Here is a 15677-nt window from a genome sequence, read left to right on the forward strand (position 1 = left end):
GCGACTCCCGGCGGGGCGCGCCGTGGCACGAGCAGCAGCCGGGCCGTGAGCGACCGCCCCTGTTGCGCAGCGGTGGACCGCGGCGCGGACCCGCGTCGCGAGCGGCCCGATCGGCTCCTGTCCCCGCGACGGGCGGCGGCTCACCGCACCCCCTCGGGGCTGACGGGCCCCCGCTCCCGGTCCCCGGGGGGATCGGCGCGGGCCGCGGGACTGCCGTACACGGCGTACGCCAGCCAGGTGGGGTCGCCGTCCCCGCGGCGCAGGGCGCGCCGGGCGTGCAGGGACGCCTCGCCCAACGGGCGCCCGTGGCCCAGGAAGTGGGTGTAGAAGGCGCGGGCGAAGTCCTGCGCGGCATCGGAGCGCACGGGCCACAGGGTGCCGACGAACGCTCCCGCTCCGGCCCGCAGGAACTGCGGGGCCCAGCCGAGGGTGCTGGCGAACCAGTCGATCTGGCCGGCGCTGCGGCAGGCGTTGAAGAACACCATCGGGCCGGACTCCCGCAGGGTGCCGGCGTGGGTCGCGTACGCCAGGTCCACCGGGTCGAACGGGCCGTCGGCCATCGTCACCACCGAACCCCGTTCCGTGGTGAACGCGTTGTGGCACGCGAAGTGCAGCAGACCGCGGTACCCGTCCTCCACCAGGGCCGCGACCGAGGCGCGGTCGTCCAGGACGCGCGCGCCGGTCGCCGCCGCGTCGAACAGGTGTCGTACCGTCTCGACCTCCCGGGCGGCCTCCGGCGGCGAGCCCGGCGGAACGACGAACGTCACCTGGGGCAGCGCGAGTCGACGCACCCGCTGCTGGCCGAAGGTGCGACGGACCACCGGCAGCCACTCGGCCAGGAACCCCGGGCCCTCGGACGGTCCGTCCAACGGGTACAGCAGCTCCCAGGGGACGAGGTCGTGCTCGCCGAGGACGGTCACCGAGGTGACGCGGTCCGCCTCCGCCCAGAACTGTCGGCGCACCGCCTCCGGCACCGCGGACGCCCACAGTTCGACGCCGAGGTTGCGCAGCCGTCGGGTGCCCGCGGCCCCGTCCGCGCCGCCCGGCCCGGCGTCGGCCGCGGCCTGGCGCAGCTCCCGGTACACGCGCTCGGAGATCAGCCGGGGGTCCCCGCCGAGGGTGCGGAACGACTCCGGCGCGTAGCAGGTCTCGCCGATGAGCTGGAAGCTGTACGAGCCGTCCGCGCCGCGCAGCACCTGGAGCGTGACCTCGCCCGGGTCGAAGGCGACGGTGCCCAGGGCGGCGGTGCGGGGCGGCCCGTCCCGTACGGGCGCTCCGGTGCCCACCGACACCTGGGCGCGCACCTCGCCGAGGAACGTGCCGCGGTGGAAGGCCCGCACGGTCACGGTGCGCAGCCCGGGTGCGGTGGTGCGCAGCCCGAACCTCAGGACGTCGGAGTCGGCGCCCGGTCGGACGGTGACCTCCTGCTGGAGGTCGCCCAGCACGGTGAGCCCGGGGGCGTACACGGTGACCAAGAGCCGGGCCCCCTCGGGCGGCACGGCGAAGGCCCGCAGCGGCACGCCGTCCGTGCGGTCCGGCCCGTCCCGGACGAACTGCACGTGCAGCGGGACGTGGGTGCCGGGCGGGGCCTGGTCGACCAGTTCCACGACCATGCGCCGCGGGTCGGGGGGCGGTGGCTGCGGTTGCGGCTGCGGCACGGTGCGCGGGGAGACGGCCTGTGCGGGGGGACTGCCGTACGGGGTCACCGGGGTCGGGGGGTCCGTGGGCTCCGTGGGGCGGACGATGCCCGTGTTGCTCGTTCCCCCGTGCCAGGTCACGTCGGGTCTGGCGTCCGGCTCGGGGTACGGCGCGGCGTCCCAGGCCGGTTGGGGGCGTGGTGGTCCGCCCGGGGCGGCTCCGGGGCTGCCGGGGGGCGCGGCCCGGTCGCTGGCGAAGTCCATGTCCGCGAGCGCCTCGGGAAGCCGGAACACCGGGATCAGGAGCGGCAGCAACCCTAGGATCAGCAGGTCCTGTTCCCAGCGGGCGCGGGCCGCGGGGACCACCTGTTCGGCGAGCCGCTGTTCGGAGGGCGGGTGCGGGCCGGTGTGCTCCCGTAACGTCGAGCGGGTCCAGCCCTCGCCGTACACCTCGTCCAACCGGGGTGCCGCCTCGGCCATCGCCCGGCGCAGCCGCCCCCGTTCCGCGTGCTCCCGGAGGTATGCGTACGCGTCGTACGCCCGGGCCGCCGCCGGGTTGACGGAGTCCACCGCCTCCACCACCAGGGCGTGCAGATCCGCGTCGTCCACGTGGTCCGGCACGACACCGGACCTGTGCAGCATCCGGACGGCGTCGTCAAAGAGGCGTGCGATGGCCGCGCGGTCCTCGGGCCGCAGGGGCCGACTGCCGCTCACGTGCTCTCCCCCGATCGGGCGTGCTGGGCACGGGACCGTCCCGGGCGTCGGCGCGCGCCGACCACCCGGGGGAACCGACCCCGTACCGAGCGTAGTGCCGGGCGGCACCCCGGCGCAGGGCGACGAGCGGGGTGCCCCGGTGCAACCGTGCCGCCCCGGTGGGCGTCCCCCTGCGTGACGCCCGGGCACCCACATCACGGTCATCGGGATTGTCGTGACTCGGGGTCGATATCCGGCCGTGCTGGATAGGATCGGTACGCAAACGGCGATCGCTGTGCGGGGGTTCGGTTGCTCAGCTGGTCTGGCGAAGACATCCGGGACACGGGCCGTGCCCTGGCCGCGTTCCTCCTGCACGACGGCGTGGAGGAGGTGCGGTTCGCGCCGGACGAACTGGGCCGGATCGCGGTCCCCGCCGTCCTCGCCCTGCGCCGGCGGGTGTTGCGGCGCGCCGGGGCGCAGGGCGCAGCCCTTCCGCCCGGCGACGGCGGGCTGCTGCTGCGCCTGGTGGACGAGGCGCACCGGGCGGACGCGCCTGACCTCGCCGAACTCCTGCTGGGCGCGCTCCGGTTGTGGGACGGCGACGGGCCGGGGCAGCCGCTCACCGGGACGGACGACTTCGAAGGCGTCCTCGCCCGGGTCGCCGCGGCGGCCCTCCAGCCGGGGCCGGACCCGGACGCGCCGCACACCGAGGACGGGGTGCCCGTCCTCGTCGCGCTGGCCCGGGCCGCGCTGGACGCCACCGCGGCCCGGCACGCGCACCGGGTCGCCGGCGCGGTCCGTGACTGGGGCCTCGACGAGGACGAACTCGCGCCGCACCTGGCTTCCTTGGAGGAGCTGCGGACCTGGGCCGCGGAGTTGGTCGACGGTGCGGAGCCGGCCGCCGCCGCGGTGCTCGGCCCGCTGCGGGACGCCGTGGCGGACGCCCTGGACCGCGGGGACGTCGACCGCGCCGAGGAAGCCGTCGAGCGCCTCGCGGAGGAGCACCGGCGGACGGAGGTGACCCGTCGGCTGCGGGAGGCCGGCCGGGTCCTCGGCTCCGCGCCGGACGGCGGTCCGCCGGAGCACGACGAGCCCGGTGACCTGCTGCGGCTGCATCTGCGCACCGCCGGGATGTACGCCTCGGCCGGTGAACTCGACACCGCCGAGCAGTACCTCGACGTCGTCGAACGCGGCCTGGCGTCCCCGCCCGCGCCCGACCCCCAGCCCGCCGCCGGGCCCGCCCCCGCGTCCCCGCCTCCTCCGCCGCCCGCCCCGGAACCCGCGCCCGAGCCCCAGGACCCGGTGCTGCGCGCCGCCGCCCTGCTCGACCGCAGCTCGCCGGGGAAGGGCGCCGCCCTGCGCGAGACGCTCGACCACACCCACCGCTCCCGCCTCTGGCAGGAACTCGCCCTGGACCTGCGGGCGGCCGGCGACGCCCCGGGCGCCGATGCGGTGTTCGCCCTGGGGCGGCCCCCGCTCCCGCCGCCCGGGCACCGCCCGCCGGCCCTGCCGTACGAGGCGCTGCCGCTCGTCCCGCTGCTGGACGACCCGGCGGGCAACGGCCCGGTCGGCGCCTCGCCCGGCGACACCGCCGCCCACTTCGCCCGGGCCGTCGCCGAGGGCTCGCCGGTCGCCCTGGGCTGGGCCGTCGGCTGGTACGTACGGGCCGGGGACCCCGGCGCCGGCCTGGAGCTGTACCGGCGGTACGCCCACGCCCAGTACTTCCGGGCCGCCGCCGTGTGGAACATCGCCTGCGCCTACGCGGCCGTCGGCGACGACGACGCCGCGCTGGCGTCCCTGACCGTGTTCGCCCGGGTCCTGCCCGGCGCGGCTGACCCCGAACAACGGGCCGCCCTGGCGGACTACTGCGCCCGGCTCGGCCACCCCTCGCCGCTGGCCGCCCCCGAGCCCGCGCCGGGCCCGCCGCCCGCCGCCGGCGGACCGCAGGGCGACCCGGGGGACGAACCCGCGCTCGCCGCCCGCGCCAAGGAACTCCACGAAGGCGGTCGCACCGAGGAGGCCGTGCGGCTCCTCGACGAACTGCTCACCGCGAATCCGTCCGCCCCGGCCGCGTACCTGCTGATGCGCATCCACCGGGAGCGCGGTGACCTGGCGTCCGCCCGTGCGGTGGTGCGCCGGATCGCCGAGGCCCGCGGCGAGCTGAGCTGGCGCCACCACGTGGAGCTGGCCAGGGTCGCCCTCGACCGCCGCTGCACCGACCTGGAGGTGGCCGGCGAACAACTCGCCCAGGCCCGGGCGGGCGGCGCCGGACCGCTGTGGACCCAGCCGTTGGAGGAGCGCCTCGCCCGGGCCTCCGAGCGGGGGCCCGCCGAGTTCGCCGCACCGACCCCGACCGCGGGCGGCCCGGCGCGCTACGGGCCGCGCTCCACGGAACCGGGAGTCGCGCAGGCACTCCTGGAGGGACGGCTCCCGGAACTCCTCGAAGAGGCCCGCTCCGGCACCCCGCGCCCCGGCCGCGACCTCGGCACGGTCTTCGCGCACCTGCGGACCATGCAGCTGAGCGTGCCGCCGCCGGGCACCCTGAACCTCGTCATCAAGGCCGTCATGGAGGTCCGCGACGACTTCGCGGCCCGCGACCTGGCGACCTGGCTGATGGACAACCGGTACTGGGACGAGGCCGTGGAGGTCCTCCAGAGCTGTGTGCTGTGGATCTCCCCGGAGCGGCTGCCGCGCGTACTGCACCTGCGGGACCGGGCCGCGCGGGCCGGCGGCATCCTGGAGGAACTCAACCCGCCCTGCCCGCCGGTGCGGGAGGACGCGGGCAGCCCGGTGCGCGCCGACCGCCACGACATCCAGCCGCACATGTCGCTGATCGTGGAACCGGAAGCCTCGCTCGTCGCCGTCTGGCGGGCCCAGAACCCGCCCACCACGGCCACCCCCAACGACAAGGCCGACCTGTGGATCGACGCCGTGCACGCCCACCCGGTCTGCCTCGGCAACGCCCTCGGCCAACTGATCATCGCCGGGCGCCCCGAGGACGCGCTGCGGCTGCACAGCACCTACGCCGACGACCTGTGGCTCACCGCGGGCGCCGCCTGGAACCTGGGCTGCGCCTACGCGGCGACGGGTCGGCTCACCGCCGCCGCCGACACGTACCTCTACCAGACCCGGGTCACCAACCGGCCGTTCACCGCCCGGCAACAGCAGGAACTCAGGGCCCTGTTCGACGCGCTCGGCCGGTCCGTGCCGCGGCCCGCGCTGCGGTCCGCGCCCGTGGTGCGGCGGGCCGCCCCCGGGATCGCGGTACCCCGCCCGCCGCGGGCCGCCCTGCACGTCACCGAGGCCGAGTCGACGGCCGCCCGGCTGGTCGCCCAGTGCCGCAACGAGCCGACCACCCACCACTTCCGGCTCGCCGCCGACGCGGTCCGCAAGGCGATCCGCCTCGACCGCGCGCACCAGGACCGGCACGCGGCGACCCTCCGCGAACTGTTCACCCTGCAACCGCCCGAGCCGGCCACCGCCGCCGCCCTGGTGATGGTCCTGGAGACCGCGGGACTCACCGCCGAGGCGTGGGCCCTGCTCGCCCGCTGGATCGACGACACCGCGGCCCACCCCGAACTGCTGGGCCCGGCGGTGCGCATCGCCCGCAAGGTCGGCATGGTCCGCCAGGTCCGGGACACCCTGCTGCGGCACCTGCGCCCCGAGGTCGGCTTCGAGCACTACCTGACCCTGGCGAAGGCCGCCCACGAGCTGAAGGACACCGCCGGGCGGGCCCGGTACGCGCAACAGGCCCTGGCCCGCAACCCGAGCTGCGCCGAGGCCGCCTACCTCCTCGGCCCGCAGAGCAAGCGGGCGAAACGGGCGGTGCAGGCCGCCCCGGGAACCGTGACGCTGGACGCGTCGACCCCGCGCGCGGAGGCCGTCGCCCTGCTCACCGACGCCTACCGCAGCACGGTGGGCTTCCTCGACCGGTACGCCCTCACCCGCTACCGGCCCACCCCCGGCCGCACCGCGCTGCTGACCGCCCTGCGCGAGCACAAGCGGGCCCGGCTGGGGCGGCGGGCCGCGCCGGACGAACTGCTCGCGGACGCCGCCGACATGATCGCCGCCGCGGAGGCCGAGGACTGGGAGAGCGCCGCCGCCCACGCCCGGGAACTGGTCGCCGAGCGGCCCTGGCACGCGGGCATCGCCAACGCCGCCGCGATGTGCCTGATCCGGCTGCGCGACCTGCCGGAGCTGTCCGCCACCGAGAAGGAGCAGGTCGACGGGGAGATCCGCGGACTGTCCGAGATGGCGGGCACCCTCCAGGTCCGGCTGGAGATCCTGGTGCAACTCGCCTACGCCCGGGCCCGGTACGGCGAGGCCGACGCCCTGCTGACCGGGGCGCCCCGCTGGTGGCACAACGAGGACGACATCTGGGCCCAGGCCGGACTACGGGCCGGCACCGAGATGTGCGGACGGCCCGTCGAGGCGGCGGAACTGCTCCTGGAGTACGGCAGGCTGTGCCCCGGCCCGCCGGGGAAACGGGCCGCGGCGGTCGCCGTGGTCCTCGCCGACCGGGGCGGCGCCCCGGAGCTGACCGATGCCGCGCTCGCCGTCTACCGGCGGGCCGTCGAAGGGGAGACCGCACCGGAACGACTCGTCACCGAAGCGCTCGCCGCGGACCTCCCGGAAGTCCTCAACTCGGTGGGCGCCCCGGTGCTGCCGGCCGCGCAGATCGACCGGATCGCCGCCCACCTGAAGGGCGACCCGTTCCGGCTGCTGTCCTTCATGCGCCGCACCAGCCACCACAGCCGGCAGAAGGGCCCGGAGCAACGCCGCGAACTGGTCGCCCGCCGCCTCCACCTGTTCGACGTGTACGTGGCGGCCGGCCGCATCGGCGCCGGCGTCGTCCGGCTGCGGGAGGCCGCGGACCACGGGGCGAGCAAGGCGCAGGTCACGGCGCCGCTCCAGCAGCTGTGCGCCCGGCACGGGGAACCCGACCCGTCCGGTCGGGCCCGTCACCTGCTCGTCCAGCGGGACGCCCCCACCGAGCGGCGCCCCGCGCCCCGGGCCGCCGCGGACCTCGCCCACGAGGTCAAGGACACCCCCCTCGACGTCGAACTGCCCGACCGCGTCGCCCGTTTCACCCGGGTGCTGGCCGCCGGGGTCGACCCGCTGACCGGGGTGGTGGTGCAGCGGCTCGCCGGCTGCTGGGACCGACTGACCCGACTCGTCCTGGCGACCGCCCGGCTGGCCCCCGCCCCCGACGACGCCCCGACGGCCGCGGGCTCCGGCGCCGACCCCGCCTCCGTCACCGGACTGATCGCCCGCACCGCCGCCGCCCTCGCCGAGAGCCACCACCTCGCCGAGGACCTGCTGCTGCGCGAAAGCCCCTACCTGGACTGCGTGGTCACCGTCCAGACGGGATTGCGCGCGCACTGGCAGCGCACCGCGAAACAGCAGTTGCAGCAGGGCGCCCCCGTGCTGGCGAAGCCCCGGGCCACCCGCATCGGGGACGGGCCCGTGGAGGTCGTGTTCGAACTGCGCACCGGACAGCAGCAGCCGCAGACCGCCGCCGTCAGCTGCGCCGGCGCGACCCAGGACTGGGAGAGCCACGGACTGATCGCCCAGGACGCCAAGAAGGGGTCCCTGGTCGTCGAGGCGCCGCCGCCGACCGCCGCGGGCGCCGTGGAACGGGTGGCCCTGGTGCTGCGCTGGCAGTTCCCCGACCAGGGCTGGTCGGAACCGGTCCGCTACGAGGTCGAGGTGGAGTTCCTGGAGCGGCGGGACACGCTCCGGCAGCGGTTCACCCCGAAGATCTGCACCGGCAAGGAGATGTTCGTGGGCCGCCAGCGGGAGAAGGAGGAGATCCGCGGCAGGTTCGCGAACGCCGCGCACGCCCCGGTCGGCCCGCTGCTGATCACCGGCTCCCGGCGGGCCGGCAAGACCTCCCTCATCGAGGACCTGCGCCGGCTGCACAACCCCACCACCGGTGCGCTCCTTGAGCCCGCCGACTGGCCGGTGCCCCGACTGTTCCCGGTGCTGGTCAGCGGACAGTCCGCGGCCCACCCGGTGCGCAACGTCCTGCCGTTGATCGCCGCGGACGCCGAGTACCAGCTCAGCCGCCTCTACCCGCACCGGGGCCTCGCCCGGGCACTGGAACTCTCCCAGTGGACGGGCGCCCAAGCGGGCCTCGTCACGGTGTTCGCCGCCTGGTGGGAACAGGTGCGCCGGGAGGTGTGGCCCGAAGAACGGGTCAAACCCCTGGTCATCATCGACGAGTGCCAGGAACTGTTGCGCGGCTACAAGGACGACAACGAGGCGAAGCGCCAGGCCACCGGGGCGCTGCGGGACCTCAGCCAGCGCGGGGAGATCGCCCTGCTGTTCAGCGGCTCGTGCACCTACGCGCAGATGCAGGAGCTGCTGAAGGGCACCCCCATCGGCACCGACATGCCCCGCCCGCTGCCCATCGGGCTGTTGGACTCGATGGCGGCCATGCAGGTCATCCACCAGGGCTTCCACGACGACCGGGACGGCTTCGGCGTCGAGGTGCTGGACCGGTCGGCGATCACCGCGTACGAGGCCACCCTCGGCCACCCCTACCACCTGCACCTCCTCGGCGAGGCCCTGGCGGAACTCCTGGGGGACCGGGGACGACGGGTGGTCGACCCGGGGCTGGTCGAGGAGGCGGTGCGCGGGGTCGTCACCGGCGAGGGAGCCGTGACCGGGCTGCTCGACCAGTACGACGCGCAGGAGAAGGTGCCGCCGCTGCTGTTCGAGGTCGCCGACCGGCTCCAGGACAGCCGCCACGAGGGCGACGTCAAGGCGGGCTGGAGCAACGCCAAGGTCGACGAGCTCACCGACTACATCGACCTGGGGCTGCTGCGCCGCAAGGACGCCAGCCTCGCCTGGGTCAACCCCATCGTGGAGCGCTGGTTCGACGGGGGCCGCCACCAGGAGTCCGTGGAGCAGGACCCACAGCGGGCGATGCTGGAACGGGAGGCCCTCCAGGTCCTCGGCACGGACCAGCGCGGCGGCCACCCCGTCGCCCGGGTCCGGGACGCGCACGGACAGAAGTACCGGGGAACGTTCCTGCGCGAGGGCGACCCGGGGGCCACCGTCGACCGGTTCGCCGATGCCGCGCGGACGGTCACCGCGCTGCCCCGGCACTGGCGGGCCTGCGGACGGTGGCTGCTCCAGGAGGACGTCGGCGGCCGGACCTTCGACCGCTTCCTCAACCCCGACGAGCCCGTGGCCCCCGAGCAGGCAGTCCGCTGGATCGTCGACGCCTGCGAGGCACTGGACGCGGTGCACCGCGGCTGGGGCATCCCGCACGGCGACGTCCACCCCGACCACCTGGCCCTCGTCGACGGCGAGGTGCGGATCACCGGCTGGGGCCACAGCGGCGCCCCCGACCCGGCCCGCCCGGGCGAGGTCCCCCACACCTGGGACTCCGTCTACTACGGTCCCCAGTGCGAACCGGGCGCCCCCCGCACCCCCCAGCACGACACCGTGGCGCTGGCCGCGCTGCTCCACCAACTCCTGGAGCCGGAACGGCGGCTGCCCTGGACGACCGACCCCGCGGCCCCCGACTTCGCGACGAAGGTGCTGGTCCGCGGCGAGGTCGGCATGGTGCTCTTCGCGGTGCTCCAGGAGCCCCGCACCCCCTGGATCACCACTCCGGGGGCCCTCGCGGAGAAGCTGCGCGGCGCCCTGCCCGCACCTCCGGACCCGGCGGCGCCCGCGGGCACGGTCACCGTCATCAACCAGAACAGCGCCACCAGCCGCGCCGAGCAGCGCCGTGCCCGGTACACCGGGCCGGTGGGCGCCGTGACGGGCGACGGCGCCCGGATCGACGTCGGCTCCGTCGGCGACCCCGGCCCGCCCGCCGACCCCGAGACCCCATCCGATCCCTGACCCACCCGTGCAGCACCCACCCTCCAGGAGGCACCACCCATGGCAGACGTACGGAACACCTTCCAGGGCCCCGTCGGCAGCGTGTCCGGCGACGGCGCGAAGGTGAACATCGGCAACGTCGGCGACGGCACGGGCACCGTCAACGACGGCACCGCCCCCGCCGCCGCGGACTCCCCGACCCTGCTCGCCCTGATCGAGCAGCTGCGCACCGAGATCGCCGAGGTCCGGGCCCAGCTGCCCGAGCGGGACGCAACGGAACTCGACGCGGCGGTGGCCGAGTTGGCGGAGGAGGCAGGCCAGGAGGAGCCCCAGCAGAGCCGGCTGCGCCGCTTCGCCCGCAACGTCCGCGACATCCTCGCCGACGCGGGCGAAACGCTCGCCCCGTTCGGCACGGCGGTCGGCATCTACACCGCGCTGGGCGGCTGACCCCGGTCACGCCCCCCGGGTCAGGGCAGCACCACCGCACCCAACGGGCGCTGTCCGCCGGGCAGCCAGCGGGTCTCGCCCCGCGCCAGGTCCACGACGGTGACCCCGTCCCGGTACCCGGCGCGGGTGAACCCCGCGGTGACGTAGGCGGTGCGCCCGTCCCGTGACACCGTCACGTCCTCGTGGGGCCCGTCGAGCGGGACGAGCCGTTCGGTGCCGTCCGGCGCGCGGATCGTCAGCGAAGGCCCGCCCGTCGCCTCGCCCACCGGACCGGTGCCCACCACGAGCAGCGTCCCGTCGGCGGTGAGGGCGGCGCCGTGCTGGTGGGTGTCGGCGGTCATCCGCTCGACGGTGACCCGCCCGGTCCGGGGGTCGAGCACCGCGAGCCGTTCGCCCTCGAAGGGCAGCAGCAGCCGCCCGTCGTCCCGGACCGCCGCGTAGTGCGGCTTCAGCCAGGAGCCGAGGCCGCCCTCGGTGCCGTAGGGCGCGACCTCGAAGCGGCGGGTCGTCAGGGTGTCGGTGCGCACGGCGGTCACGTCGAACGAGTCGTGGTTGGTCGCGTACACCGCGGAGCCGTCCCGGGCCACGTCCACGTCGAAGGGCCGACGACCCACCGGCACCACGTCGGTGACCTCGCGCTCCGCAGTGTCGATCACCTCCAGGACCCCCGGTCCGTCGGGCACGTTGACCCCGACGTACAGCCGCCGCCCGTCCGGGGCCAGGGCGATGCCCATGCCGCCCCCGCGGTACTCGCCGTCCGTCACCGGTCCGGTCGGGGTGCGGTACGGGATGCGGCCGAGGTTCTTGCGGGTCCGGGTGTCGACGACCGCGACGCCCTCGGCGGTGGCGACCCAGGCCCGGCCGTCCGCCCCGAGCGCGATCCCGTACGGGGCGGTGCCCACCCGGACGGAGGCGAAGGGTCCGTCCTCGGGGTGCAGGAAGGTGACGGTGTCCGCTCCGAAGTCCGCGACGAGCAGGGTTCCGCCCGGGGTGACGACCCCGGGCGCGGAATCGCTCGGCGCGGGGCCGTTCGCGGCGACCGGTGCCTCGGAGGCCGTGGGGTGGGAGGGGGCAGCCCCGCCGTCCGCCGCCTGGGCGCAGCCGCCGAGCAGCGCGGCGACCGCCAGCGCTGCCACCGTCGTGTACCTGGCGCGCATCGTTCGCTCCTGTCGTGGGTCGTGGCTCGTGGGTGCCACTTCCCACCCTGCCTTCCGGGTCGGGCCCCCGGATCGGCGGCCCGGCCCCCGAAGGCCCACTGCTCGGTGGACCCGGGTGTCGACCGATCGGCTGATGCTTTGCGCAGCGGTGCGTGTCCCGGGGGCGTGCGTTGTCCTTGTGCGGGTGCGTCGTGGTCACCCGCGCAGTTCCCCGCGCCCCCTTGGGTACGCCCCGCTGGGCCGGTGCGCTCCTGCGCGGTGCGCCGTGGTCATCCGCGCAGTTCCTCGCGCCCCTTTGGGTACGTCCCGGTGGGCCGGTGCGGTGCTGTGCGGTGCGTCGTGGTTGCTCGCGCAGTTCCTCGCGCCCCCTTGGGTACGTCCCACTGGGTCGGTGCGGTCCTGCGCGGTGCGTCGTGGTTGCCCGCGCAGTTCCTCGCGCCCCTTTGGGTACGTCCCACTGGGTCGGTGTGGTCCTGCGCGGTGCGTCGTGGTCATCCGCGCAGTTCCTCGCGCCCCTGAGGTACGTTCCTGCCGGGGTGCGTTGTCCAGCGGGGGTGGGTCGGGCCCCGATAGGGGCGCGGGGAACTGCGCGGGCAACCCCCACGCACCCGCACGGGCCGGAGCGGGCTAACCCACGGGAGTGACGCCCGGCCGATCGGACAGCAGCGCCCAGATGATGAAGACGTCGATGGCGATGACGACGACCGCCCAGATCGGGTAGTAGGGCAGGAACAGGAACTGGGCGACCAGACTCAGCGAGGCCAGCACGATCCCGACCAACCGAGCCCAATTCGCATTGCTGAGCAGACCCCAACCGGTCACCGCCGCGATGACGCCGAGCACGAGCAACACCCAGCCCCAGCCGGTGAGGTTGATGTCGTACACGTACGAGCCCACCCGCTCGTACACGTCGTCCTCGGCGATCGCGGAGATCCCCTGGAGGATCGCCAGCACCCCGTTGCACAGCAGCAGCACCCCGGCGAACAGCACTCCGCCGGCGACCCATCCGCTGTGCGGATCGGGCACGGGGGCCCGCCCGTGGTCCCAGGGAGTGCCCCCGGCGCCCTGCGGTCGGCCCGCGTCTCCCGCGGGCGGAGGCGTGTCGTGGCTCATGGGAGACCCTTTCCTCGTGCGGAACCTCGGGTTCCAACGTGGTCCGGGCCGCTGCGCACCGCCACACGGGCGACGCCGATCGGGTGACCCTGCGGCCGGCACCGACACCGGTCGGGACGGCCCCGCACCCGCTTAGGGCCCCGCGAGGAACCCGACCACCGCGAGGGCGAACAGCAGCCCGAGGCCCAGCCCGACCAGTACGCCCGTCGTCGGCCAGGACCAGAGGACCAGGGCGAGCGCCGCCGCCCCCACCAGCCCCCAGCCCAGCGCCACGCGGTACCGCCGCACCCAGGGGCCCACCGGCCCCGACCGGAACCCGGCCCGGTCGGCGAGCCCCCGGGCCGCGCCGATCCCGTCCGCCCACACCTCCCGGACGAACCGGGCCCGCCGTCCGCCCCCGGTGACCCACGCGGCGAAGGCGACGACCACGCCCAGCGCCGCCACCACCCGCACCGACGACCGCAGGAACCGCACCAGCGCGTCGTACACCGACCCGGCGGCGCCCTGCGACACCCGGGCGGGCAGCGCGTCGAGGTAGACCGCGCGGAAGACGGTGAGTCCGACGCCCAGCACCGCCACCGCGAACGCCACGCCCAGCGCCCCGGCGACCAGGGCCCGCCGGCGCCGCCGGGCCAGCAACACCCCGCCCGCGACCAGCACCGCCGCGATCACGGGCAGCCAGTCGCCCAGCACCTGGAGCACCCGGAACCAGACGCGGACCTTCCCGATGTCCTCGGAGCGGGCCACCGTCAGCTCGGTGTGCACCTCGGGGATCTTCCCGGCAACGGTGAGCCCGTCGGCGACGAGCCGCTGCTTGACGCGGTCCACGACCGGTCCGAGGTCCACCGTCACGGCGTCGTCGGTGAGGTGGACGGCTCCGCCCCCGCTGCCGGTGAGCGCCTTGTCCACGGAGTCGTGGGCGCGCCGGTTCGCCTCGGTCCACACCTGGGCGAACCCGTCCGACCGGGCCACGGCGAGCGCCTTGTCGTGGACGAAGCTCTGCACGGCTCCCTCCAGCGCGCCGCCGAGCCGACCGAGGGCCTTCTCCAGCCGGGGCCGGTCGGCGGGGGCGGCCTCCGACAGCAGGGCGGTCAGGTCGAGGTGGTCCATCAGTGCGGTGGTGACCCGGTCGGCCACCGCCTCCTGGACGTCCGGGTCGGAGGCGAGCGGGGCGACGGTGGCCACGTAACGGTCGGTGTTCCCGACCTCGTCGGCGGCCCAGGAGGAGAGGACGGACAGCGGTGCGAGTACGCAGCCGACGGTGATCAGCAGCGCGGCGAAGAAGCTCCGCACCCGGTGGTGCCGGTCCTCGCCCCGGTCCGCCTCCAGTGCGGCCACCCGCGCCCGCAGCGCGTCGAGTTGCGCGCGGTCACCGTCGCCGCGGGGGGCGCCCCCGCCGGCCGGGCGGGTGTGCGCGTCGCTGCGCCCGCCCCGGCCGGTGTGCGTGCCCCCGTCACCGCGCGGGGCGTCGCCGCCGTGCCCGGGGGAGTCACCGGCCCCCGGGATGCCGCCGGCCCCGGAGGCGGCCCCGTGCCCGGAGGCGTCGCCGGCCCCGGGAGTGTCACCGTGCCCGGGGGTGTCACCGTGCCCCGGGGTGTCGTCCCCGGACCCCTCTCCACTGGCCATGGGCCCTCCTCGCCGTGCGGGCCGGCCCCTGGCTGTTCGGGGACACGCCTGTGTCCGTCAGGCTCACGCGCGGGGCGGCGACCCGCGACCCGGCCCGGCCCGACCGGGTGACCGGAACTTCACAGCCGTGTCACAAGCGGACCCGACCAACGCGGGGATCTTGCCTGACACTTCCTCCACCAGGTACCTTGCATTGCATGGAACAAGGCGAGGCAAGCACGGAGTCGGTCGACGGAAAGGTGGTGAGTCAACTGCGCAAGGGCGTACTGGAGTACTGCGTCCTCGCCCAACTGCGCGAGGGGCCCCGCTACGGCGTCGAGCTGCTCGACGGTCTCTCCTCGGTCAAGGTCATGACGACCAGCCAGGGCACCATCTACCCGCTGCTCACCCGCCTCCGCCGCGACCGGTCGGTGGACACCTTCCTGCGCGAGTCACCCAGCGGGCCCGCGCGCCGCTACTACACCCTGACCGCGACCGGACGCGCGGCCCTCGCGGAGTTCACCGCGAGCTGGCCGCCCTTCCGCGAAGCCGTCGACCACTTCATCACCTCCGGGGGGACCCACTCATGAACGCCGTACCGACGACCCTCGACCACCCGCTCGTCCGCGCCTACCTCGACGCCCTCGACCGGGAGTGCGCATCCCTGTCCGCCGCGCGGCGCACCGAACTGATCGCGGACCTCAGCGAGCACATCACCGTCTCCGTCGGCCACCCGGCCACCGACGCCGAGGTGAAGCAGGTGCTCGACGCCCTCGGCGACCCCCGCACCGTCGCGACGGCGGCCCTCGCGGAGGAGCCCGCCCCGGCGACCCGACCGGACGGCGCGGCGGCCACGGCCTCCAGGACCCGGACCAAGCGCCTCCTGATCCTGCTCGCCCTCACCGGCGTGCTCACCGCGGGAAACCTGGCCCTCGGCGGGGTCGCCGTCCTCGTCGGACTCGTCCTGCTGTGGCGCGCGCCCGAGTGGCAGAACTCCGAGAAGGCGATCGGTACGGCCGCCGTCCTCGCCACTCCGGTCATCCTGTTCGGCATGGCCGGCCTCTCCGCGTTCGGCCGGCTCGACGTCATGACCCTCATGGTCACCGCAGCCGCCGCGCTGAGTGTCCCCACCCTGGGCAGCCTGTACCTGCGGCAGAAGGCGCGGTCGGCGGCGACCGCCTGAGCA

General features: G+C 75.6%; 8 protein-coding genes. 4 read left to right on the forward strand and 4 right to left on the reverse strand.

The genetic code is table 11. The features are described from left to right. Nucleotides 1-140 precede the first annotated feature (140 nt). Nucleotides 141-2351, reverse strand: coding sequence for a CHAT domain-containing protein (locus ACFWIA_RS26795; RefSeq protein WP_387009346.1), 2211 nt, complete (start codon nucleotides 2349-2351; stop codon nucleotides 141-143). A 288-nt stretch (nucleotides 2352-2639) separates the two neighbouring features. Between ACFWIA_RS26795 and ACFWIA_RS26800 the strand changes: the two genes are divergently transcribed. Then, the gene (locus tag ACFWIA_RS26800; RefSeq protein WP_387009348.1) at nucleotides 2640-10190 is read left to right on the forward strand and encodes a tetratricopeptide repeat protein; all 7551 of its coding nucleotides are present in this window, start codon (nucleotides 2640-2642) and stop codon (nucleotides 10188-10190) included. A gap of 39 nt (nucleotides 10191-10229) precedes the next feature. Beyond that, the gene (locus tag ACFWIA_RS26805; RefSeq protein WP_387009350.1) at nucleotides 10230-10616 is read left to right on the forward strand and encodes a hypothetical protein; all 387 of its coding nucleotides are present in this window, start codon (nucleotides 10230-10232) and stop codon (nucleotides 10614-10616) included. Between the two features lie 20 nt (nucleotides 10617-10636). On the opposite strand, the gene ACFWIA_RS26810 is transcribed toward ACFWIA_RS26805, so the two are convergent. From ACFWIA_RS26810 to ACFWIA_RS26820, 3 genes are all read right to left on the reverse strand, one after another. Then, nucleotides 10637-11773, reverse strand: a complete 1137-nt coding sequence (locus tag ACFWIA_RS26810) for a YncE family protein (RefSeq protein WP_387009351.1) — start codon at nucleotides 11771-11773, stop codon at nucleotides 10637-10639. A gap of 627 nt (nucleotides 11774-12400) precedes the next feature. Next, complete coding sequence (locus ACFWIA_RS26815) at nucleotides 12401-12886, reverse strand: hypothetical protein (protein ID WP_387009353.1); 486 nt, start codon at nucleotides 12884-12886, stop codon at nucleotides 12401-12403. 132 nt (nucleotides 12887-13018) lie between these two features. After that, entirely contained in the window at nucleotides 13019-14512 is a 1494-nt protein-coding gene (locus ACFWIA_RS26820) for a hypothetical protein (RefSeq protein ID WP_387009355.1), read from the reverse strand. Between the two features lie 197 nt (nucleotides 14513-14709). On the opposite strand from ACFWIA_RS26820, the gene ACFWIA_RS26825 reads away from it, so the two are divergent. Beyond that, nucleotides 14710-15081 carry a PadR family transcriptional regulator gene (locus ACFWIA_RS26825; RefSeq protein WP_387009358.1) on the forward strand — a complete coding sequence of 124 codons (372 nt, stop codon included), beginning with the start codon at nucleotides 14710-14712 and terminating at the stop codon, nucleotides 15079-15081. Further along, on the forward strand, nucleotides 15078-15674 hold the full coding sequence (locus ACFWIA_RS26830; RefSeq protein WP_387009359.1) for an HAAS signaling domain-containing protein: 597 nt from the start codon (nucleotides 15078-15080) through the stop codon (nucleotides 15672-15674). Before ACFWIA_RS26825 ends, ACFWIA_RS26830 begins: the two co-directional genes overlap by 4 nt. Nucleotides 15675-15677: the final 3 nt, after the last annotated feature.

The sequence above is a fragment of the Streptomyces sp. NPDC127068 genome (genome assembly GCF_042724695.1).
Classification (GTDB): domain Bacteria; phylum Actinomycetota; class Actinomycetes; order Streptomycetales; family Streptomycetaceae; genus Streptomyces.

Bases quoted from the DNA above. Each gene is read 5' to 3' on its own strand.
- ACFWIA_RS26805 (WP_387009350.1), top strand. From the start codon at position 10,230: ATGGCAGACGTACGGAACACCTTCCAGGGCCCCGTCGGCAGCGTGTCC.
- ACFWIA_RS26815 (WP_387009353.1), bottom strand. From the start codon at position 12,886: ATGAGCCACGACACGCCTCCGCCCGCGGGAGACGCGGGCCGACCGCAG.
- ACFWIA_RS26820 (WP_387009355.1), bottom strand. From the start codon at position 14,512: ATGGCCAGTGGAGAGGGGTCCGGGGACGACACCCCGGGGCACGGTGAC.
- ACFWIA_RS26830 (WP_387009359.1), top strand. From the start codon at position 15,078: ATGAACGCCGTACCGACGACCCTCGACCACCCGCTCGTCCGCGCCTAC.
- ACFWIA_RS26825 (WP_387009358.1), top strand. From the start codon at position 14,710: ATGGAACAAGGCGAGGCAAGCACGGAGTCGGTCGACGGAAAGGTGGTG.
- ACFWIA_RS26810 (WP_387009351.1), bottom strand. From the start codon at position 11,773: ATGCGCGCCAGGTACACGACGGTGGCAGCGCTGGCGGTCGCCGCGCTG.